Genomic DNA, 13,925 nt, shown 5'->3' with positions numbered 1-13,925 from the left:
AAGAGGCTAACGATAGCCTCTTTGGTTTTTTTAGCCAGTTGCATACTTCTTCTGGATTCACTACGGATAAATTTAATTCTATATTTAGTTTCTTGTCTTTTCCTCTACTTTAGAGTCAGTAATCAACCTATATTACCCTAGTTGGAGTGTAATCCTTTTTCTGTGCTTTAACGTTTTACTGATTCTAGCATGTCAAAAGAAAGACGTAAGAGGTAAAATATCATTTTTTTGTATGAGTAAAAAAAATTACTTTTGTTTGCTAAAGCGTGGATAATCACGCTTTTTTTGTTTCAATTAAATAGCAAATTAGTGAAAGATTTAAAACATATTGTCATCTTTAGATTATCCGCTATGGGAGACGTGGCCATGACTGTGCCTGTTGTCCGCGCATTAATCGAACAACATCCGAATGTACGAGTAACGGTTGTTTCCCGCCCTTTTTTCAAACCTTTTTTTAAGGGAATTGATCGTGTCGATTTCTTTCCCGTAGATGTAAAGAAAAAACACAAAGGTTTTTTGGGGTTGATTCGCTTATACAAGGACATAAAAAAATTGAAACCACATTATTTTGCCGATTTCCACAATGTATTACGCGCACAAGTCGTGCGTACCTTATGTGCGTTTTCTGGGATTCCCACGGCAGCGTTGGACAAAGGCAGAGCAGCCAAAAAAGCCCTGACTCGAGCAGAAAACAAAGTATTTAAACCGGTTCAAACGATGGTCGAAAACCACGTACAAACCCTACAAAAATTAGGTTTTAGCGTGAAGCTATACCATCCGCATTTTCCAGTAAAACCCGCCTTAGCTCCCGAGTTGGAAGGATATAGCAAGGATCAACACAAAACGTGGATTGGGATTGCTCCTTTTGCTCAATATGAAAGTAAAGTGTATCCGCTTGATCTCATGCAAAAAGTAGTGGATGAATTAGCAGAACAAGAAAATAGCTTGGTTTTTTTATTTGGTGGCGGAGAAAAAGAAATTGCTTTATTAAATCAACTAAAACGCGATAATGACAATGTGGTTGTCATGGCAGGTAAAGTGAAATTAGAGGTAGAAATGAATTTGATGCGACACTTAGATGTGATGTTATCCATGGATTCTGGAAATGCACATATCGCCGCAATGTTAGGTGGAAAAGTCGTAACTTTATGGGGCGCTACGCATCCCTATGCGGGGTTTGCACCATTCAATCAGCCGGAGGACTATTGTCTTACTGCAGATCGAAACCAATACCCTTTATTACCTACCTCTGTGTATGGAAATAAACAGGTGGAAGGCTATCAAGAGGCCATGCGTACCATTGATCCTCGCCTGGTTTGTAAAAAAGTGATGGAAGTAGCAAATAAAAAATAACATAGTAGATAGAACGAATAATGGACGTTATGAAGATAGAAAATTACATCAGGGATATTCAAGATTTTCCCAAAGAAGGCATTGGTTTTAAGGATATTACGCCTTTGTTGAACGATGCTCTAGCCATGGAAGAAGCAACTAAACAATTGCTTGAGTTAGTGGGAAATAAAAAAGTAGATCGCGTAGTAGGAATGGAAAGTAGAGGTTTTTTCTTTGCTACCTTGCTAGCTAAAGAACTACAGGCAGGCTTTGTCCCTGTTCGTAAACCAGGTAAACTTCCGTTTGATACCTTGGCGCAAGAATATCAATTGGAGTATGGAATGGATGTATTAGAAATTCATGCAGATGCAATTAAGCCCGGTGAAAAAGTATTGATTCATGATGATGTACTAGCTACCGGTGGAACTGCTGAAGCCGTTTGTAAATTAGTTGAGCGTCTTGGAGGTGAAATAGTACAAGTGAATTTTTTAATGGAACTTTCTTTTTTACACGGACGTGATAAATTAGCTTCGTATGAAGTAAAGAGTTTATTGACGTATTAAATACAGTATTGTTTGACGAAAAGTGTGGAACCAAAAATAACCCGAGGAGTTTAGTAGATGCTAAACTCCTTTTTTTTGACTATGTGTTTGTATTTTTCGGTCTATTTTCAACGGATTAAATTAAACTTAGTATAAATTGATGTTGTTTGCATCTTCTCAACTGATATTTCTTCTAATATATGCAATAAGAAGGTTGTTTTTTTGTTATTTATTCTTAATTTTGCATAAAATTAAATAACTATGAAAAGATTTTTAAAAACAGGAGGACTTTGTTTGATGCTAGGTCTTGCTTTTAGTTGTTCATCCGATGATAATAAGGGAGGAACGCCCAACGAAGACGAGATTACTTTACTTGTATTGGATAAGATGGAGGAGCTACAGTATGATTCAAATTACAATACAACAGAGGGATCCGGTGAACTTGCTTTATTTAGTAAAACAACAACTGTATTTCACTATGATGAAAAAGGAAGAGTTATTGTGCTTGATATAGATAATGAAGATGAAATTTCTTTACCTGAAGAATCAAAGAGCATGATAAAATGTACCTTGACGTATAATGATGCAAATCAGCTTACGAGAATCCATTCAGTAGAAGTGAGTAGTGGAGAAGATTGGATTGATGAGCAGTTTGAGTACAACGCTCAGGGAGTGTTAGTTCAATCGGTAGAAAGTGTAGATAACGAGGTAAAGCACTATGAGGTTAACGATAAAAAGCAAGTGGTGTCGTTAAAAGTGGTGACGGATCATGATTATGAGGAGCACTATGCGTATGAATATGACGCTAGAGGAAATGTTATTCGTGCAACTGATGTAGACAATTCCAGTCACTTTCATACGTTTACATATGATACAAATAAGACTCCGTATGAGCACATGAATCTTAATTTAATGTATGAAAATTTTGATTTTACGCATTATCTTAATTTTTTAAATTTAGCGAAGAATAATATACTTTCTTTTGAAGATTATTATGGTAAATGGACAATAAAACATGAATTGAATGCAGATGGGTTTCCAATAGAATCAATAGGTACGATGATAACAGAAAACAGAACAGGGCGTTTCGTATTTAAATATACGTACAAAACGATTAAGATTAAAAAGTAATATACTATTAGAATAAAGTGAAAAAAGCTACTTGTACAAGTAGCTTTTTTTTTGGCTTAATTTTTGAATTAGAGGCGTTATACTGGTGTGCATCAAGAATTAGTTGTGATTTTAAAGAGGTTAATTGGCTTGTAATTAGTGTTTTGTGTAAAAAATGTTTTTTTTAAAAAAATAGTTGCATATTAAAATTTTTATTAGAAAACTTTGTACCAGCCCTTAGGGTATATCAAATAAATGAAGAAAACAGTACTACATACTACTACTACTAAAATGAACAGCATAGCTTCTGCTACTGCTGCTGTTTTCTTGTTATCTACATCGCGGGCATTGCGGTCGCGGGCTTAATTTTTAAGCATTCTTTTTCTTTGGGACGATTTTGATCTCCCAAACCCATCAATCAATTTAATTTTTAATGTATTTCAACGAGATTGAAAGCGTAACTCTTGCATGTTAGCAGGTGTCTTTTTGGCTTTGTTGAATCCTAACTTTCTGTTTTTGAGATGAATTCAAATCAGTTTATCGTTATACCAGCGAATGAAACACATCGTGGTTATGCGGAACAAATCTGCAAAGAAATGGCGCTTTCTGCCCAAGCACGTGGTACGGGAATTGCAAGAAGACAGCCTGAATATGTAGCAAACAAAATGGTGGAAGGCAAAGCTGTTATTGCTTTACATCATGACGGTACTTGGGCGGGATTTTGTTATATCGAAACGTGGAGTCATGGCGAATATGTGGCGAACTCTGGCTTGATTGTCAATCCTATCTACCGAAAAGAAGGTTTAGCGAAGGCGATTAAGAAACGCATTTTCGAATTGTCTCGATTCAAATACCCACAAGCGAAAATTTTCGGATTAACCACGGGCTTAGCGGTGATGAAAATTAATTCTGAACTGGGATATGAACCTGTTCCTTATTCTGAACTTACCCAGGATGAATCCTTTTGGAAAGGCTGTGAGAGTTGTATCAACTTCTCTATTTTACAGAGTAAAGAGCGCAAAAATTGCTTGTGTACGTCTATGCTGTGGGATCCGATTGAAAAAGAAAAAGAACTGAGAATCAAAATAGATCAAAAGACAAAAGCCAAAGCGCGATTAAAAGAAATGCAGAAGAAGTATTCTTTACTCAAGCGTTTGCAAATGAAAATTAAACAAACAGTAAAGAAAACACCTCTATTTTTAAATTTTTAAACTGTAACACAATGAATAAAAAAATAGTTTTAGCCTTTAGTGGTGGATTGGATACGAGTTTTTGTGTCATTTACCTTAAAGAAGAATTGGGATATGAAGTACATGCTGTCGCCGTGAATACTGGTGGGTTTTGTGCGGAAGAATTAGCAGAAATTGAAGCAAGGGCCTTTCAGTTAGGAGTTGCTTCTTATACCACCATTGATGAGACACAAGCGTATTATAACGACTGTGTAAAATATCTAATTTTTGGCAATGTATTAAAAAATGCAACATATCCTTTGTCTGTGAGTGCAGAACGCGTGTGCCAAGCAACCGCAATTGCAAATTACGCCAAGAAAATAGGAGCCACAGCGGTTGCTCATGGAAGCACCGGAGCAGGAAATGATCAGGTGCGTTTTGATATGATTTTCAATATCTTACTTCCTGATGTAGCCATTATAACCCCTATTCGCGATTTAAAACTAAGCAGAGAAGAGGAGATTGATTACTTAGCGAAACACGGCGTAGCAATTAATGCAGAAAAAGCAAAATATTCTATTAACAAAGGGTTGTGGGGAACTTCAGTAGGAGGACAAGAAACCTTAACGTCTACTCTATATTTACCCGAAGAAGCTTGGCCAACTCCCATAAGTAAGACTACCCCAGAGGTTGTGGAATTGGTGTTTGAACACGGAGAACCAGTAGCTTTAAATGGTATTTCCATGACTCCTACTGAAGTTATTCAGCGCCTACAAGACCTCGCTCAACCTTTTGGAATAGGAAGAGATATTCACGTGGGAGATACTATTATCGGTATTAAAGGAAGAGTTGGATTTGAAGCGGCTGCTTCCTTGATTTTAGTGAAAGCCCATCATACGCTCGAAAAACATACGTTGACCAAATGGCAGTTGAATTGGAAGGAACAATTGGGCTCTTTTTATGGAAACTATTTGCACGAAGGTCAATTTCACGACCCCGTAATGCGCGATTTAGAAGCTTTTTTAACGAGTACACAGCAAACAGTCAATGGAAAAGTGTGGGTTGAACTTCATCCCTACCGTTTTGTTGTACAAGGGATTGAATCTAAAAATGATTTGATGTCTACTGCATTCGGTAGTTATGGAGAGATGAATACAGCTTGGACAGGAGAAGATGTCAAAGGGTTTTCAAAAATTTTTGGTAATCAAGTGATGATTTGGCACAAAGTAAATCAACAAGAAGATGAGACAAAGTAAAATTAGAGTAGGCATTGTCGGTGGGGCTGGATATACTGGAGGAGAATTACTTCGTCTATTGTTGAATCACCCTGCAGTGGAGTTGGTTTTTGTTCATTCGAAAAGTCAGGCAAATAAACCGATTTATTCGGTACACACGGATTTATTCGGTGATACGGATAAGGTTTTTACTGCTGTATTGACCCCGGATATTGATGTTGTTTTTCTGTGTTTAGGACATGGAGAATCTCAAGTTTTTTTGCAGGCAAATTCGTTTGGAAAAGCGGTAAAAATCATTGATTTAAGTCAGGATTTTAGATTGAAAAAAGAAGAAAATGTATTCGTTTATGGGCTTCCAGAATTAAATAAACCCCAGATTCAAAGGGCCCAATATATTGCGAATCCAGGTTGTTTTGCCACGGCAATTCAGCTGGCTTTATTGCCTTTAGCAGCGCAACAAGTATTGCCTAAATCAATTTATATACAAGCTATTACAGGCTCTACGGGTGCAGGACAAGGATTAGCAACTACCTCTCATTTTAGTTGGAGAGCTAATAATTTGTCTGTTTATAAAGCGTTTACGCATCAGCATCTAGGAGAAATAAGAGAGAGTCTAAATCAATTACAACCTCAAGGACAACTGGCAATAAAGTTCATACCAGAGCGAGGAGATTTTACAAGAGGAATTTTTGTACACGCGATAATGGAATCAACTGCGAGTTTAACCGATTTGCAAATGATGTATGCTTCGTATTATGCTACGCATCCCTTTACTCATTTTAGTAAAGAAGCCATTCATTTAAAACAAGTGGTAAATACCAATAAATGCTTGATTTCAATTGAAAAACATCAAAATGATGTATTGATTACCAGTGCGATTGACAATTTGTTGAAAGGTGCTGCTGGTCAAGCAGTCCAAAATATGAATCTCGTATTCGGTTTAGACGAAAAAATGGGATTAAACCTGAAAGCCTCTGCTTTTTAAACAAGATAAATTATGATGAAATTATATGATGTATATCCTTTAAACCCAATTGAAATAGTTAAAGGACAGGGAAGTTATGTTTGGGATAAAAAGGAGCAAGTTTATTTAGATTTATATGGAGGACACGCAGTGATCTCGATTGGACATACCCATCCTCACTATGTAAGTCGTTTAAAAGCACAGCTCGATCAGATAGGGTTTTACTCCAATTCAATCGAAAATCCTTTGCAACAGCAAGTAGCAACGTTGTTAGGAGAAGTAACAGGCTTAGCAGATTATCAATTGTTTTTGTGCAATTCTGGAGCAGAAGCGAATGAAAATGCATTAAAAATAGCTTCTTTTCACACGGGAAGAAAAAAGGTAATCGCCTTTGAAAAGGCTTTTCACGGCAGAACTTCGTTGGCAGTCGCAGCAACAGCCAATACTAAAATTATCGCACCTATTAATGTGACAGACAACGTTGTTTTCCTGCCTTTTAACGATGAACAGGCACTAGAACAAGCGTTTGTGTCGTATGGAGGGGAAGTGGCGGCTGTGATTATTGAGGGTATTCAAGGAGTTGGCGGAATTCAGGTGGCAACGCCTTCTTTTTTGAAAAAGATTAGTGTGTTAACTAAACAATATGGCGCTATTTTCATTGCAGATGAGATTCAATGTGGATATGGAAGAACGGGATCTTTTTATGCGGTTGATGATGCAGGCATTCAAGCAGATATTTATACGATGGCTAAGGGCATGGGGAATGGATTTCCGATTGGAGCAATTGCATTAGCTCCTGCATTCCAACCTTGGCATGGTCAATTGGGAACAACATTTGGGGGGAATCATCTCGCTTGTGCTGCAGCATTAGCAGTTTTAGAGGTCATACAGCAAGATCAATTGTTACTTCACGCCAAAAGAATAGGAAATTATCTATTGGCAGAATTGAAAAAACTAGATAAAATACAAGAAGTAAGAGGAAAAGGATTGATGATTGGCATTGATCTTGCTCCCGAACTAAAAGATTTACGTCAAGACCTTTTGTTTAAAGATTACATCTTTACTGGACAGGCGAGCCCAAATGTTATTCGTTTGTTACCTGCGTTGACATTGAGTGAAACAGATGCGGATCTATTTTTAGAAAAGTTCAGTAAAAGATTACAACACTATTAAAAACACAAACTCATGAAACAATTTTTTTCTGTACACGATATTCCTTCTTTGTCTGAAGCCATAAAAACGGCTTTGGAGTGTAAGGCAGATCCCTTTAAAAATGAACACTTAGGTAAGCATAAAGTATTGGGCTTGGTTTTTTTAAATCCGAGTTTACGAACGCGAATGAGTACGCAAAAGGCAGCTATGCAATTGGGAATGCAGGTCATGATTATGAATATGACGTCAGAAGGTTGGGCATTGGAGACCAAAGACGGTATCGTGATGGATGGACAGACGGCAGAACACATTCGCGAAGCAGCTGCTGTGATGGGAGAATACTGTGATATTTTAGGGTTGCGTTCTTTTCCAGGGCTACAAGATGCAAAGCAGGATTATAGTGAAGAGCTGTTTCACAAGTTTGCTGAATATTGTGGTAAACCTGTGGTGAGTTTAGAAAGCGCTACAAGACATCCCTTACAAAGCTTTACAGACCTTTTGACTATTATTGAAAAGGGAGATTATCAATTTGATGAGGTAAAAAAACAGTATATCCCCCAGGAAAAGAAACCCAAAGTGGTGTTGACTTGGGCGCCGCATGTGAAGGCATTGCCACAAGCTGTGCCCAATTCTTTTGCAGAATGGATGATTCAAGCAGAAAAAGAAGGATTGCTCGATTTTGTGATTGCGCATCCTGAGGGATATGCTTTGAAAGAAGAGTTTACGCAAGGGGCAACCATAACGACTAATCAACAAGAAGCTTTGGATGGTGCTGATTTTGTATATGTAAAGAATTGGTCTAGTTATGAAAATTACGGACAAATTACATGTACAGACAGTAGTTGGATGTTAACGCTAGAGCACCTAAAAAAAACGAATCAAGCGAAAGTCATGCATTGTTTACCCGTGAGACGCAACTTGGTTCTTGCTGCTGAAGTCTTGGATAGTCCTCATTCGATTGTCATTGAAGAAGCAGGAAATAGAGTGTGGGCCGCCCAAGCGGTTTTACAAGAAATGTTGAAAAATAAATAAACATGCAAAAAGTAACAGTAGTTAAAATTGGAGGAAATATTGTCGATGATGAAAAGGCATTGCACCAATTTTTGGATGATTTCACGCAGATTCCTTCCCCTAAAATTTTGGTTCATGGGGGAGGAAAGGTGGCAACAAAATTGGCGCAGGACTTGGCAATTCCAACTACCCTGGTAGAAGGGAGAAGAATCACCTCTGCAGCAATGCTACCTGTAACTGTTATGGTTTATGCGGGTTTACTCAACAAGCAAATCGTGGGGCAATTGCAAGGAAGAGGTTGTGATGCCTTAGGGGTTTGCGGAGCAGATGCACAGCTAATTACAAGTCATAAACGACCTGTAGAACTCCTAGACTATGGTTTTGTTGGAGATTTTGCTCCTCAAGATGTACACCATACTCGATTGCAACAACTATTAGGTCTCGGACTTTGCCCCGTTTTTTCTGCTATTACTGCAGATCAAGAGGGACAACTGCTAAATACAAATGCAGATACCATTGCTTCTCATCTAGCCGTAGCGTTAGCCCCCTATTATCAGGTATCCTTGGTGTATTGTTTTGAACATTCCGGAGTACTCCGTGATATACAGGATAAAAATTCAGTTATTCCTGCTATTAATTCCTCGAATTTTAATCAATTGAAAGAAGAGGGGGTGATTTCGGATGGGATGCTACCTAAATTAGCGAATGCTTTAGCATCCGTGGAACAACAGGTACATTGCGTTTGCATTAAATCCGCACAGAATCTTTTAAACCCTTTAGCAGGAACGATTATTAGTTAGTAGAACAAGAGAAAAATGAAAAAAGAATTAACCTTAGAAGCGATTAACCTATTAAAAGACTTAATTGCAACTCCTTCTTTTAGTAAAGAAGAAGACCAAACGGCAGAATTAATTGCACAATTTCTCTTGCAACAGGAGGTTTCTATTCACCGTGATTTGCATAATGTATGGGCATTTAATCAATACTATGATCCTAATAAGCCAACGATATTGTTGAATTCACATCATGATACTGTGCGCCCAAATAAAGATTATACGAAAAATCCGTTTATGCCTGAGGTATTTGATGGCAAGCTGTATGGATTAGGTAGTAATGATGCAGGGGGATGTTTAGTGTCTCTACTTGCCACGTTTTTGTACTTCCACAAGCAGGAAAATTTAAACTACAATTTTTGTATGGCTGCAACAGCAGAAGAGGAGATATCGGGAATGGATGGGCTGGAGCGTGTGATTCCACAATTGGGAAAATTGGCTTTCGCTATTGTTGGCGAGCCTACACAGATGCAATTAGCTGTAGCAGAACGCGGTTTGATGGTGTTGGATTGTGTGGCACATGGACGCTCAGGACATGCGGCTCGTAATGAAGGAGAAAATGCAATCGTAAAAGCCATGCAGGATATAGAGTGGTTCACCACTTACCAATTTCCAAAAGTATCAGCAGCATTTGGACCAATTAAAATGAGCGTGACAATGATTCAAGCAGGAACACAACATAATGTAGTACCCGCAACGTGTGAGTTCGTTGTAGATGTTCGCGTGACAGACGCTTATACTAACGAGGAAGTTTTAGCTATTGTTCAAAATCACGTCAATAGTGAAGTGCATGCACGTTCGACACGCTTAAAACCTTCGTCTATTGCGATAGATCATCCCATCGTGCAAGCGGGAATCCAATTAGGACGTAGGACGTATGGGTCACCAACAACAAGTGACCAAGCGCTATTGGATATTCCTTCGTTAAAATGCGGTCCTGGTGATTCCGCTCGATCTCATACAGCAGATGAGTTTATCTACCTCAGCGAAATTGAGGAGGGAATCTCCCTTTATATTGATATGTTGAATGTAATAGTGAAGTAAATGAAGTTATGGCAAAAAAATACGACAGTAGATCAGACCGTTGATACCTTTACTGTCGGACAAGATAGGGTATTGGATATGAACCTTGCACCTTTTGACGTACTGGGCTCTTTAGCACATACGCAAATGTTAGCACACATTGGCCTGTTGACAAATGCAGAATTGAAACTGATTCAGAAGGAGTTGAAAGTAATTTATAAGGAAATCCAACAAGGTGACTTTCAAATTGAAGAGGAAGTAGAAGATATTCACTCTCAAATTGAATTATTGCTCACAAGAAGAATTGGGGAAGCTGGTAAGAAAATTCACGCAGGACGTTCGAGAAATGATCAGGTATTGGTTGACTTAAAATTGTATTTTCGTCATGAAATTGAAGAAATTGTAGCGCAAACAAAAATTGTATTTGAAACCTTTCAACGTTTGAGTAATCAACATAAAGAGGTACTAATGCCTGGGTATACGCATTTGCAAATTGCCATGCCTTCTTCTTTTGGACTTTGGTTTGGCGCTTATGCGGAAAGTTTAGTGGATGATTTGGAGCTGATGCTCGCTGCCTGGAAAATTGTCAACAAAAACCCGCTCGGATCTGCAGCGGGGTATGGGTCATCTTTTCCTTTGGATCGCCAAATGACAACCGATTTACTGGGATTTGAAAGCATGAATTACAATGTGGTGTACGCTCAAATGGGAAGAGGAAAGAGTGAGCGTATTTTAGCACAGGGAATGAGTAGTATTGCCGCAACGTTGAGCAAATGGGCGATGGATTGCTGTTTGTATATGGGGCAAAACTATAACTTCATCTCCTTTCCGGATCATCTTACGACAGGTTCAAGCATTATGCCGCACAAAAAAAATCCAGATGTGTTGGAATTGATTCGAGCGAGAGGAAATAGAATACAAGCACTCCCTAATGAGATTGCTTTGATGACTGCTAATTTACCTGCAGGTTATCACCGAGATTTACAATTGTTGAAAGAGAATCTCTTTCCAGCATTTACTTCTTTGAAAGAATGCCTCGCTATGACGCAGTTAATGCTCGATAATATACAAGTGAATGAGAACATTTTAGCAGATCCAAAATATGATTATTTATTTAGTGTTGAGGTAGTGAATCAATTGGTTTTAAGCGGAAAACCTTTTAGAGAGGCCTATAAAGAAATTGGCTTAGCGATTGAAGCAGAGACCTATCAACCTAAAAAAGAAGTTCAACATACACATCAAGGGAGTATCGGCAATTTGATGAATGATGAAATAAAACAGGCATTTAATGCTGTATATGAAACCTTTGGGTTTGATCAAGTTAAGAATAAACGAGTACGTTTAGTGTTGTGATCGATTGTAAAAAGCTTGAAATTTATTTTTCAAGTTTTTTTGTATTTTTGTGTAAAATTTTAAGATAAGTTAGATGAAAAAAGTATGTTGTATTGTTGTTTTATGTCTAGGGAGCATATTAACTTCATGCTCTAAAAATGATGACAATAAAGATACGGATCCTATTTTTTCTTTGCCGTATATCCCTTTAAAAAGCCTTTCTGAATTTTCAGACAATGAAACGTATTATTATGCTGGTTTTAAAGCAGGTGAAAGAAATGCTAGTATGTTGTCACCTACTTCGACGGCATGTAATAGAGATGAAACATTGCAGTTTTTCTATGATGATTTTGAGGAGATAAAATATATAAAATACTACCGAACAAATAGAAATTGTAGCGGAAAAGAAACGGTCGTATTAAGTAAAAATAAGTTAATTTCCGAAGGCATTCTGTTGACAAAAATAGAGGAACTGATGGGAGATTTTGAACCTTTACCGGGAGATGATGATAAGGGAAATATTGAATTAGAAATCGGATTTCAAGGAGAGTATTTGAGAATAGAAGATCAGATGTCTCATTATAATCGCACAAACCCCACAGATAAAGTATATTTGTATTTTAAAAAGAAGTATTAAATAAAAAAACGGCTAACTTACTTAGCCGTTTTTTTATTAAATATCATCGTAGTTAATGTGAATCTCATCCGAGGTAACAATCGCTTGACACGATAAAATCAGCCCTTCTTCGACTTCATCCTCTGTCAATATGCTGTTGCGTTTCATCGTAGCAGATCCTTTGGTTACTCTACACATACAAGAACTGCAAATTCCCCCTTGGCACGAGTATGGTGCATCAATTCCTGCTTCTAATACACCGTGTAAAAGCGCTTGGTTTTTTGGCATTTCAAAGCTAGATTCTTCATCGTCAACAATCACCGTTACTTTAGTAGTTCCTCCTTGTGTCTCTACTGGATCATTTGCATCCGTATTTGGTGTGAAAATCTCAAATAAGATGTTTTCTTGTGCTATTCCTTCGGCTTGTATGGTTTCACGTACCACATCAATCATGGCCTCAGGACCACATAAGAAATACGTAGCAAAGTGCTTATCTTGATGCGTATTATTCACAACAAAGTTAATCGCTGCTTTATCAATACGCCCAAATAGCGCATCGTTTTCTTTCATTCTTGAATAAACAAAATGAACATAGAATCGCTCTGGATATTGTTCTTGTAGCAAGTGTAATTGCGTATGGAAAATAGTCTCCTCTGCTGTCTTATTGCCATAAACCAACACAAAGGTACTGTTTGGTTCTTCCGTCAAAACGGTTTGTAAGATGGACATCACCGGTGTAATACCGCTACCTGCAGCAAAAGCCGCATAGTTATTTGATGCTTCAACATTAGGTGTAAAAGTGAAACGTCCTTCAGGAACATCTACAGCCAGCTGATCGCCTACTTTCAATGTCTCATTAGCATATTTTGAGAATAGTCCCTGCTCTACTTTTTTTACTACAATTCGAACTTCTCCGCTTTCTGGCGTGGAACAAATCGAATAAGCACGTCTTATTTCTTTGCCGTTATGTTCATGGCTAATAGTAAGATACTGTCCTGCAACAAAGCGATACTCTTGTTGTAAGGCAGCAGGAACGTCCAATACGATTGAGACTGCATTTGGCGTCTCTCTTCGAATCTCTTGCACCGTTAATTTGTTGAATCTTGACATGGTTTACTTTTGTTTAAGTTCGCAAAAATACAAAACCCGTGGAGGAAAAGGAAGTTTTGCTCCCCAGTTTAACTAAAAATATCATACCTAAAATTTATAGGTATTGAAAAAGTATTATATTTGTATACCTAAGAATCTTATATATGGCAAAGCAACAACAATTATATAAAGGAAGCCTAAATACCATTATCATGAAACTATTGGCTGAAAACGGACGAATGTACGGCTATGAAATAACCCAAAAAGTCAAGGAGATAACGGCAGGAGAGATGAGTTTAACAGAAGGAGCTCTTTATCCAGCACTACATAAACTCGAAGCAGATGGTTTCTTAGATGTCGATATGGAGCGTGTAGACGGTCGAGTGCGCAAATATTATAAATTGACAGAAAGTGGTGTAAAAGAAACAGACAGTAAGTTGGAGGAGTTAGAAAATTTCATTCGAAATATGCAACATATTGTCAACCTCAAATTGACCTAAGTAGAAGAATCAATACA

At 37.8% G+C, this 13,925-nt stretch carries 14 protein-coding genes; 13 read left to right on the top strand and 1 reads right to left on the bottom strand.

All coding sequences use genetic code 11. The annotated features are described in order from the left end of the window. The first annotated feature begins 309 nt into the window (after positions 1-309). The 12 genes from ACLJX0_RS05560 to ACLJX0_RS05505 all read left to right on the top strand — a co-directional run bounded on the left by ACLJX0_RS05560 (position 310) and on the right by ACLJX0_RS05505 (position 12,340). Positions 310-1,353: a glycosyltransferase family 9 protein gene (locus ACLJX0_RS05560; protein WP_410879087.1), complete on the top strand. Its 1,044-nt coding sequence runs from the start codon at positions 310-312 to the stop codon at positions 1,351-1,353. Between the two features lie 29 nt (positions 1,354-1,382). After that, positions 1,383-1,895 (top strand): adenine phosphoribosyltransferase, encoded by a 513-nt coding sequence (locus ACLJX0_RS05555; RefSeq protein WP_410879086.1) that lies wholly within the window; start codon positions 1,383-1,385, stop codon positions 1,893-1,895. 240 nt (positions 1,896-2,135) lie between these two features. Continuing rightward, positions 2,136-3,005 (top strand): RHS repeat domain-containing protein, encoded by an 870-nt coding sequence (locus tag ACLJX0_RS05550; RefSeq protein WP_410879085.1) that lies wholly within the window; start codon positions 2,136-2,138, stop codon positions 3,003-3,005. A 500-nt stretch (positions 3,006-3,505) separates the two neighbouring features. Then, positions 3,506-4,195, top strand: a complete 690-nt coding sequence (locus tag ACLJX0_RS05545) for a GNAT family N-acetyltransferase (protein ID WP_410879084.1) — start codon at positions 3,506-3,508, stop codon at positions 4,193-4,195. 11 nt (positions 4,196-4,206) lie between these two features. After that, positions 4,207-5,409 (top strand): argininosuccinate synthase, encoded by a 1,203-nt coding sequence (gene argG, locus ACLJX0_RS05540; protein ID WP_410879083.1) that lies wholly within the window; start codon positions 4,207-4,209, stop codon positions 5,407-5,409. Continuing rightward, on the top strand, positions 5,396-6,373 hold the full coding sequence (gene argC, locus ACLJX0_RS05535; RefSeq protein WP_410879082.1) for an N-acetyl-gamma-glutamyl-phosphate reductase: 978 nt from the start codon (positions 5,396-5,398) through the stop codon (positions 6,371-6,373). Before argG ends, argC begins: the two co-directional genes overlap by 14 nt. Before the next feature lie 12 nt (positions 6,374-6,385). Continuing rightward, the gene (locus tag ACLJX0_RS05530; protein WP_410879081.1) at positions 6,386-7,525 is read left to right on the top strand and encodes an aspartate aminotransferase family protein; all 1,140 of its coding nucleotides are present in this window, start codon (positions 6,386-6,388) and stop codon (positions 7,523-7,525) included. A gap of 12 nt (positions 7,526-7,537) precedes the next feature. Next, positions 7,538-8,536: an acetylornithine carbamoyltransferase gene (locus ACLJX0_RS05525; RefSeq protein ID WP_410879080.1), complete on the top strand. Its 999-nt coding sequence runs from the start codon at positions 7,538-7,540 to the stop codon at positions 8,534-8,536. A gap of 2 nt (positions 8,537-8,538) precedes the next feature. Then, positions 8,539-9,315: an acetylglutamate kinase gene (gene argB / locus ACLJX0_RS05520; RefSeq protein ID WP_410879079.1), complete on the top strand. Its 777-nt coding sequence runs from the start codon at positions 8,539-8,541 to the stop codon at positions 9,313-9,315. Positions 9,316-9,330: 15 nt separating this feature from the next. Continuing rightward, complete coding sequence (locus ACLJX0_RS05515; RefSeq protein WP_410879078.1) at positions 9,331-10,392, top strand: M20 family metallo-hydrolase; 1,062 nt, start codon at positions 9,331-9,333, stop codon at positions 10,390-10,392. Beyond that, complete coding sequence (gene argH / locus ACLJX0_RS05510) at positions 10,393-11,724, top strand: argininosuccinate lyase (RefSeq protein WP_410879077.1); 1,332 nt, start codon at positions 10,393-10,395, stop codon at positions 11,722-11,724. A 73-nt stretch (positions 11,725-11,797) separates the two neighbouring features. Continuing rightward, positions 11,798-12,340 carry a hypothetical protein gene (locus tag ACLJX0_RS05505; RefSeq protein WP_410879076.1) on the top strand — a complete coding sequence of 181 codons (543 nt, stop codon included), beginning with the start codon at positions 11,798-11,800 and terminating at the stop codon, positions 12,338-12,340. A gap of 36 nt (positions 12,341-12,376) precedes the next feature. Here ACLJX0_RS05505 and ACLJX0_RS05500 read toward each other — a convergent pair whose 3' ends face one another. Continuing rightward, positions 12,377-13,429: a 2Fe-2S iron-sulfur cluster-binding protein gene (locus ACLJX0_RS05500; protein WP_410879075.1), complete on the bottom strand. Its 1,053-nt coding sequence runs from the start codon at positions 13,427-13,429 to the stop codon at positions 12,377-12,379. A gap of 143 nt (positions 13,430-13,572) precedes the next feature. Between ACLJX0_RS05500 and ACLJX0_RS05495 the strand changes: the two genes are divergently transcribed. After that, positions 13,573-13,908: a PadR family transcriptional regulator gene (locus tag ACLJX0_RS05495; protein ID WP_410879074.1), complete on the top strand. Its 336-nt coding sequence runs from the start codon at positions 13,573-13,575 to the stop codon at positions 13,906-13,908. Positions 13,909-13,925: the final 17 nt, after the last annotated feature.

The organism is Myroides sp. DW712 (genome assembly GCF_046557355.1).
Classification (GTDB): Bacteria; Bacteroidota; Bacteroidia; order Flavobacteriales; family Flavobacteriaceae; genus Flavobacterium.
This window is presented reverse-complemented; position numbering and strand designations above follow the sequence as displayed.

Excerpts from the sequence above, each read along its gene's own strand:
- ACLJX0_RS05505 (WP_410879076.1), top strand. The coding sequence starts at position 11,798 with ATGAAAAAAGTATGTTGTATTGTTGTTTTATGTCTAGGGAGCATATTA.
- argH (WP_410879077.1), top strand. The coding sequence starts at position 10,393 with ATGAAGTTATGGCAAAAAAATACGACAGTAGATCAGACCGTTGATACC.
- ACLJX0_RS05555 (WP_410879086.1), top strand. The coding sequence starts at position 1,383 with ATGAAGATAGAAAATTACATCAGGGATATTCAAGATTTTCCCAAAGAA.
- ACLJX0_RS05495 (WP_410879074.1), top strand. The coding sequence starts at position 13,573 with ATGGCAAAGCAACAACAATTATATAAAGGAAGCCTAAATACCATTATC.
- argC (WP_410879082.1), top strand. The coding sequence starts at position 5,396 with ATGAGACAAAGTAAAATTAGAGTAGGCATTGTCGGTGGGGCTGGATAT.
- ACLJX0_RS05515 (WP_410879078.1), top strand. The coding sequence starts at position 9,331 with ATGAAAAAAGAATTAACCTTAGAAGCGATTAACCTATTAAAAGACTTA.
- ACLJX0_RS05545 (WP_410879084.1), top strand. The coding sequence starts at position 3,506 with ATGAATTCAAATCAGTTTATCGTTATACCAGCGAATGAAACACATCGT.
- ACLJX0_RS05500 (WP_410879075.1), bottom strand. The coding sequence starts at position 13,429 with ATGTCAAGATTCAACAAATTAACGGTGCAAGAGATTCGAAGAGAGACG.
- ACLJX0_RS05530 (WP_410879081.1), top strand. The coding sequence starts at position 6,386 with ATGATGAAATTATATGATGTATATCCTTTAAACCCAATTGAAATAGTT.
- argG (WP_410879083.1), top strand. The coding sequence starts at position 4,207 with ATGAATAAAAAAATAGTTTTAGCCTTTAGTGGTGGATTGGATACGAGT.
- argB (WP_410879079.1), top strand. The coding sequence starts at position 8,539 with ATGCAAAAAGTAACAGTAGTTAAAATTGGAGGAAATATTGTCGATGAT.
- ACLJX0_RS05525 (WP_410879080.1), top strand. The coding sequence starts at position 7,538 with ATGAAACAATTTTTTTCTGTACACGATATTCCTTCTTTGTCTGAAGCC.
- ACLJX0_RS05550 (WP_410879085.1), top strand. The coding sequence starts at position 2,136 with ATGAAAAGATTTTTAAAAACAGGAGGACTTTGTTTGATGCTAGGTCTT.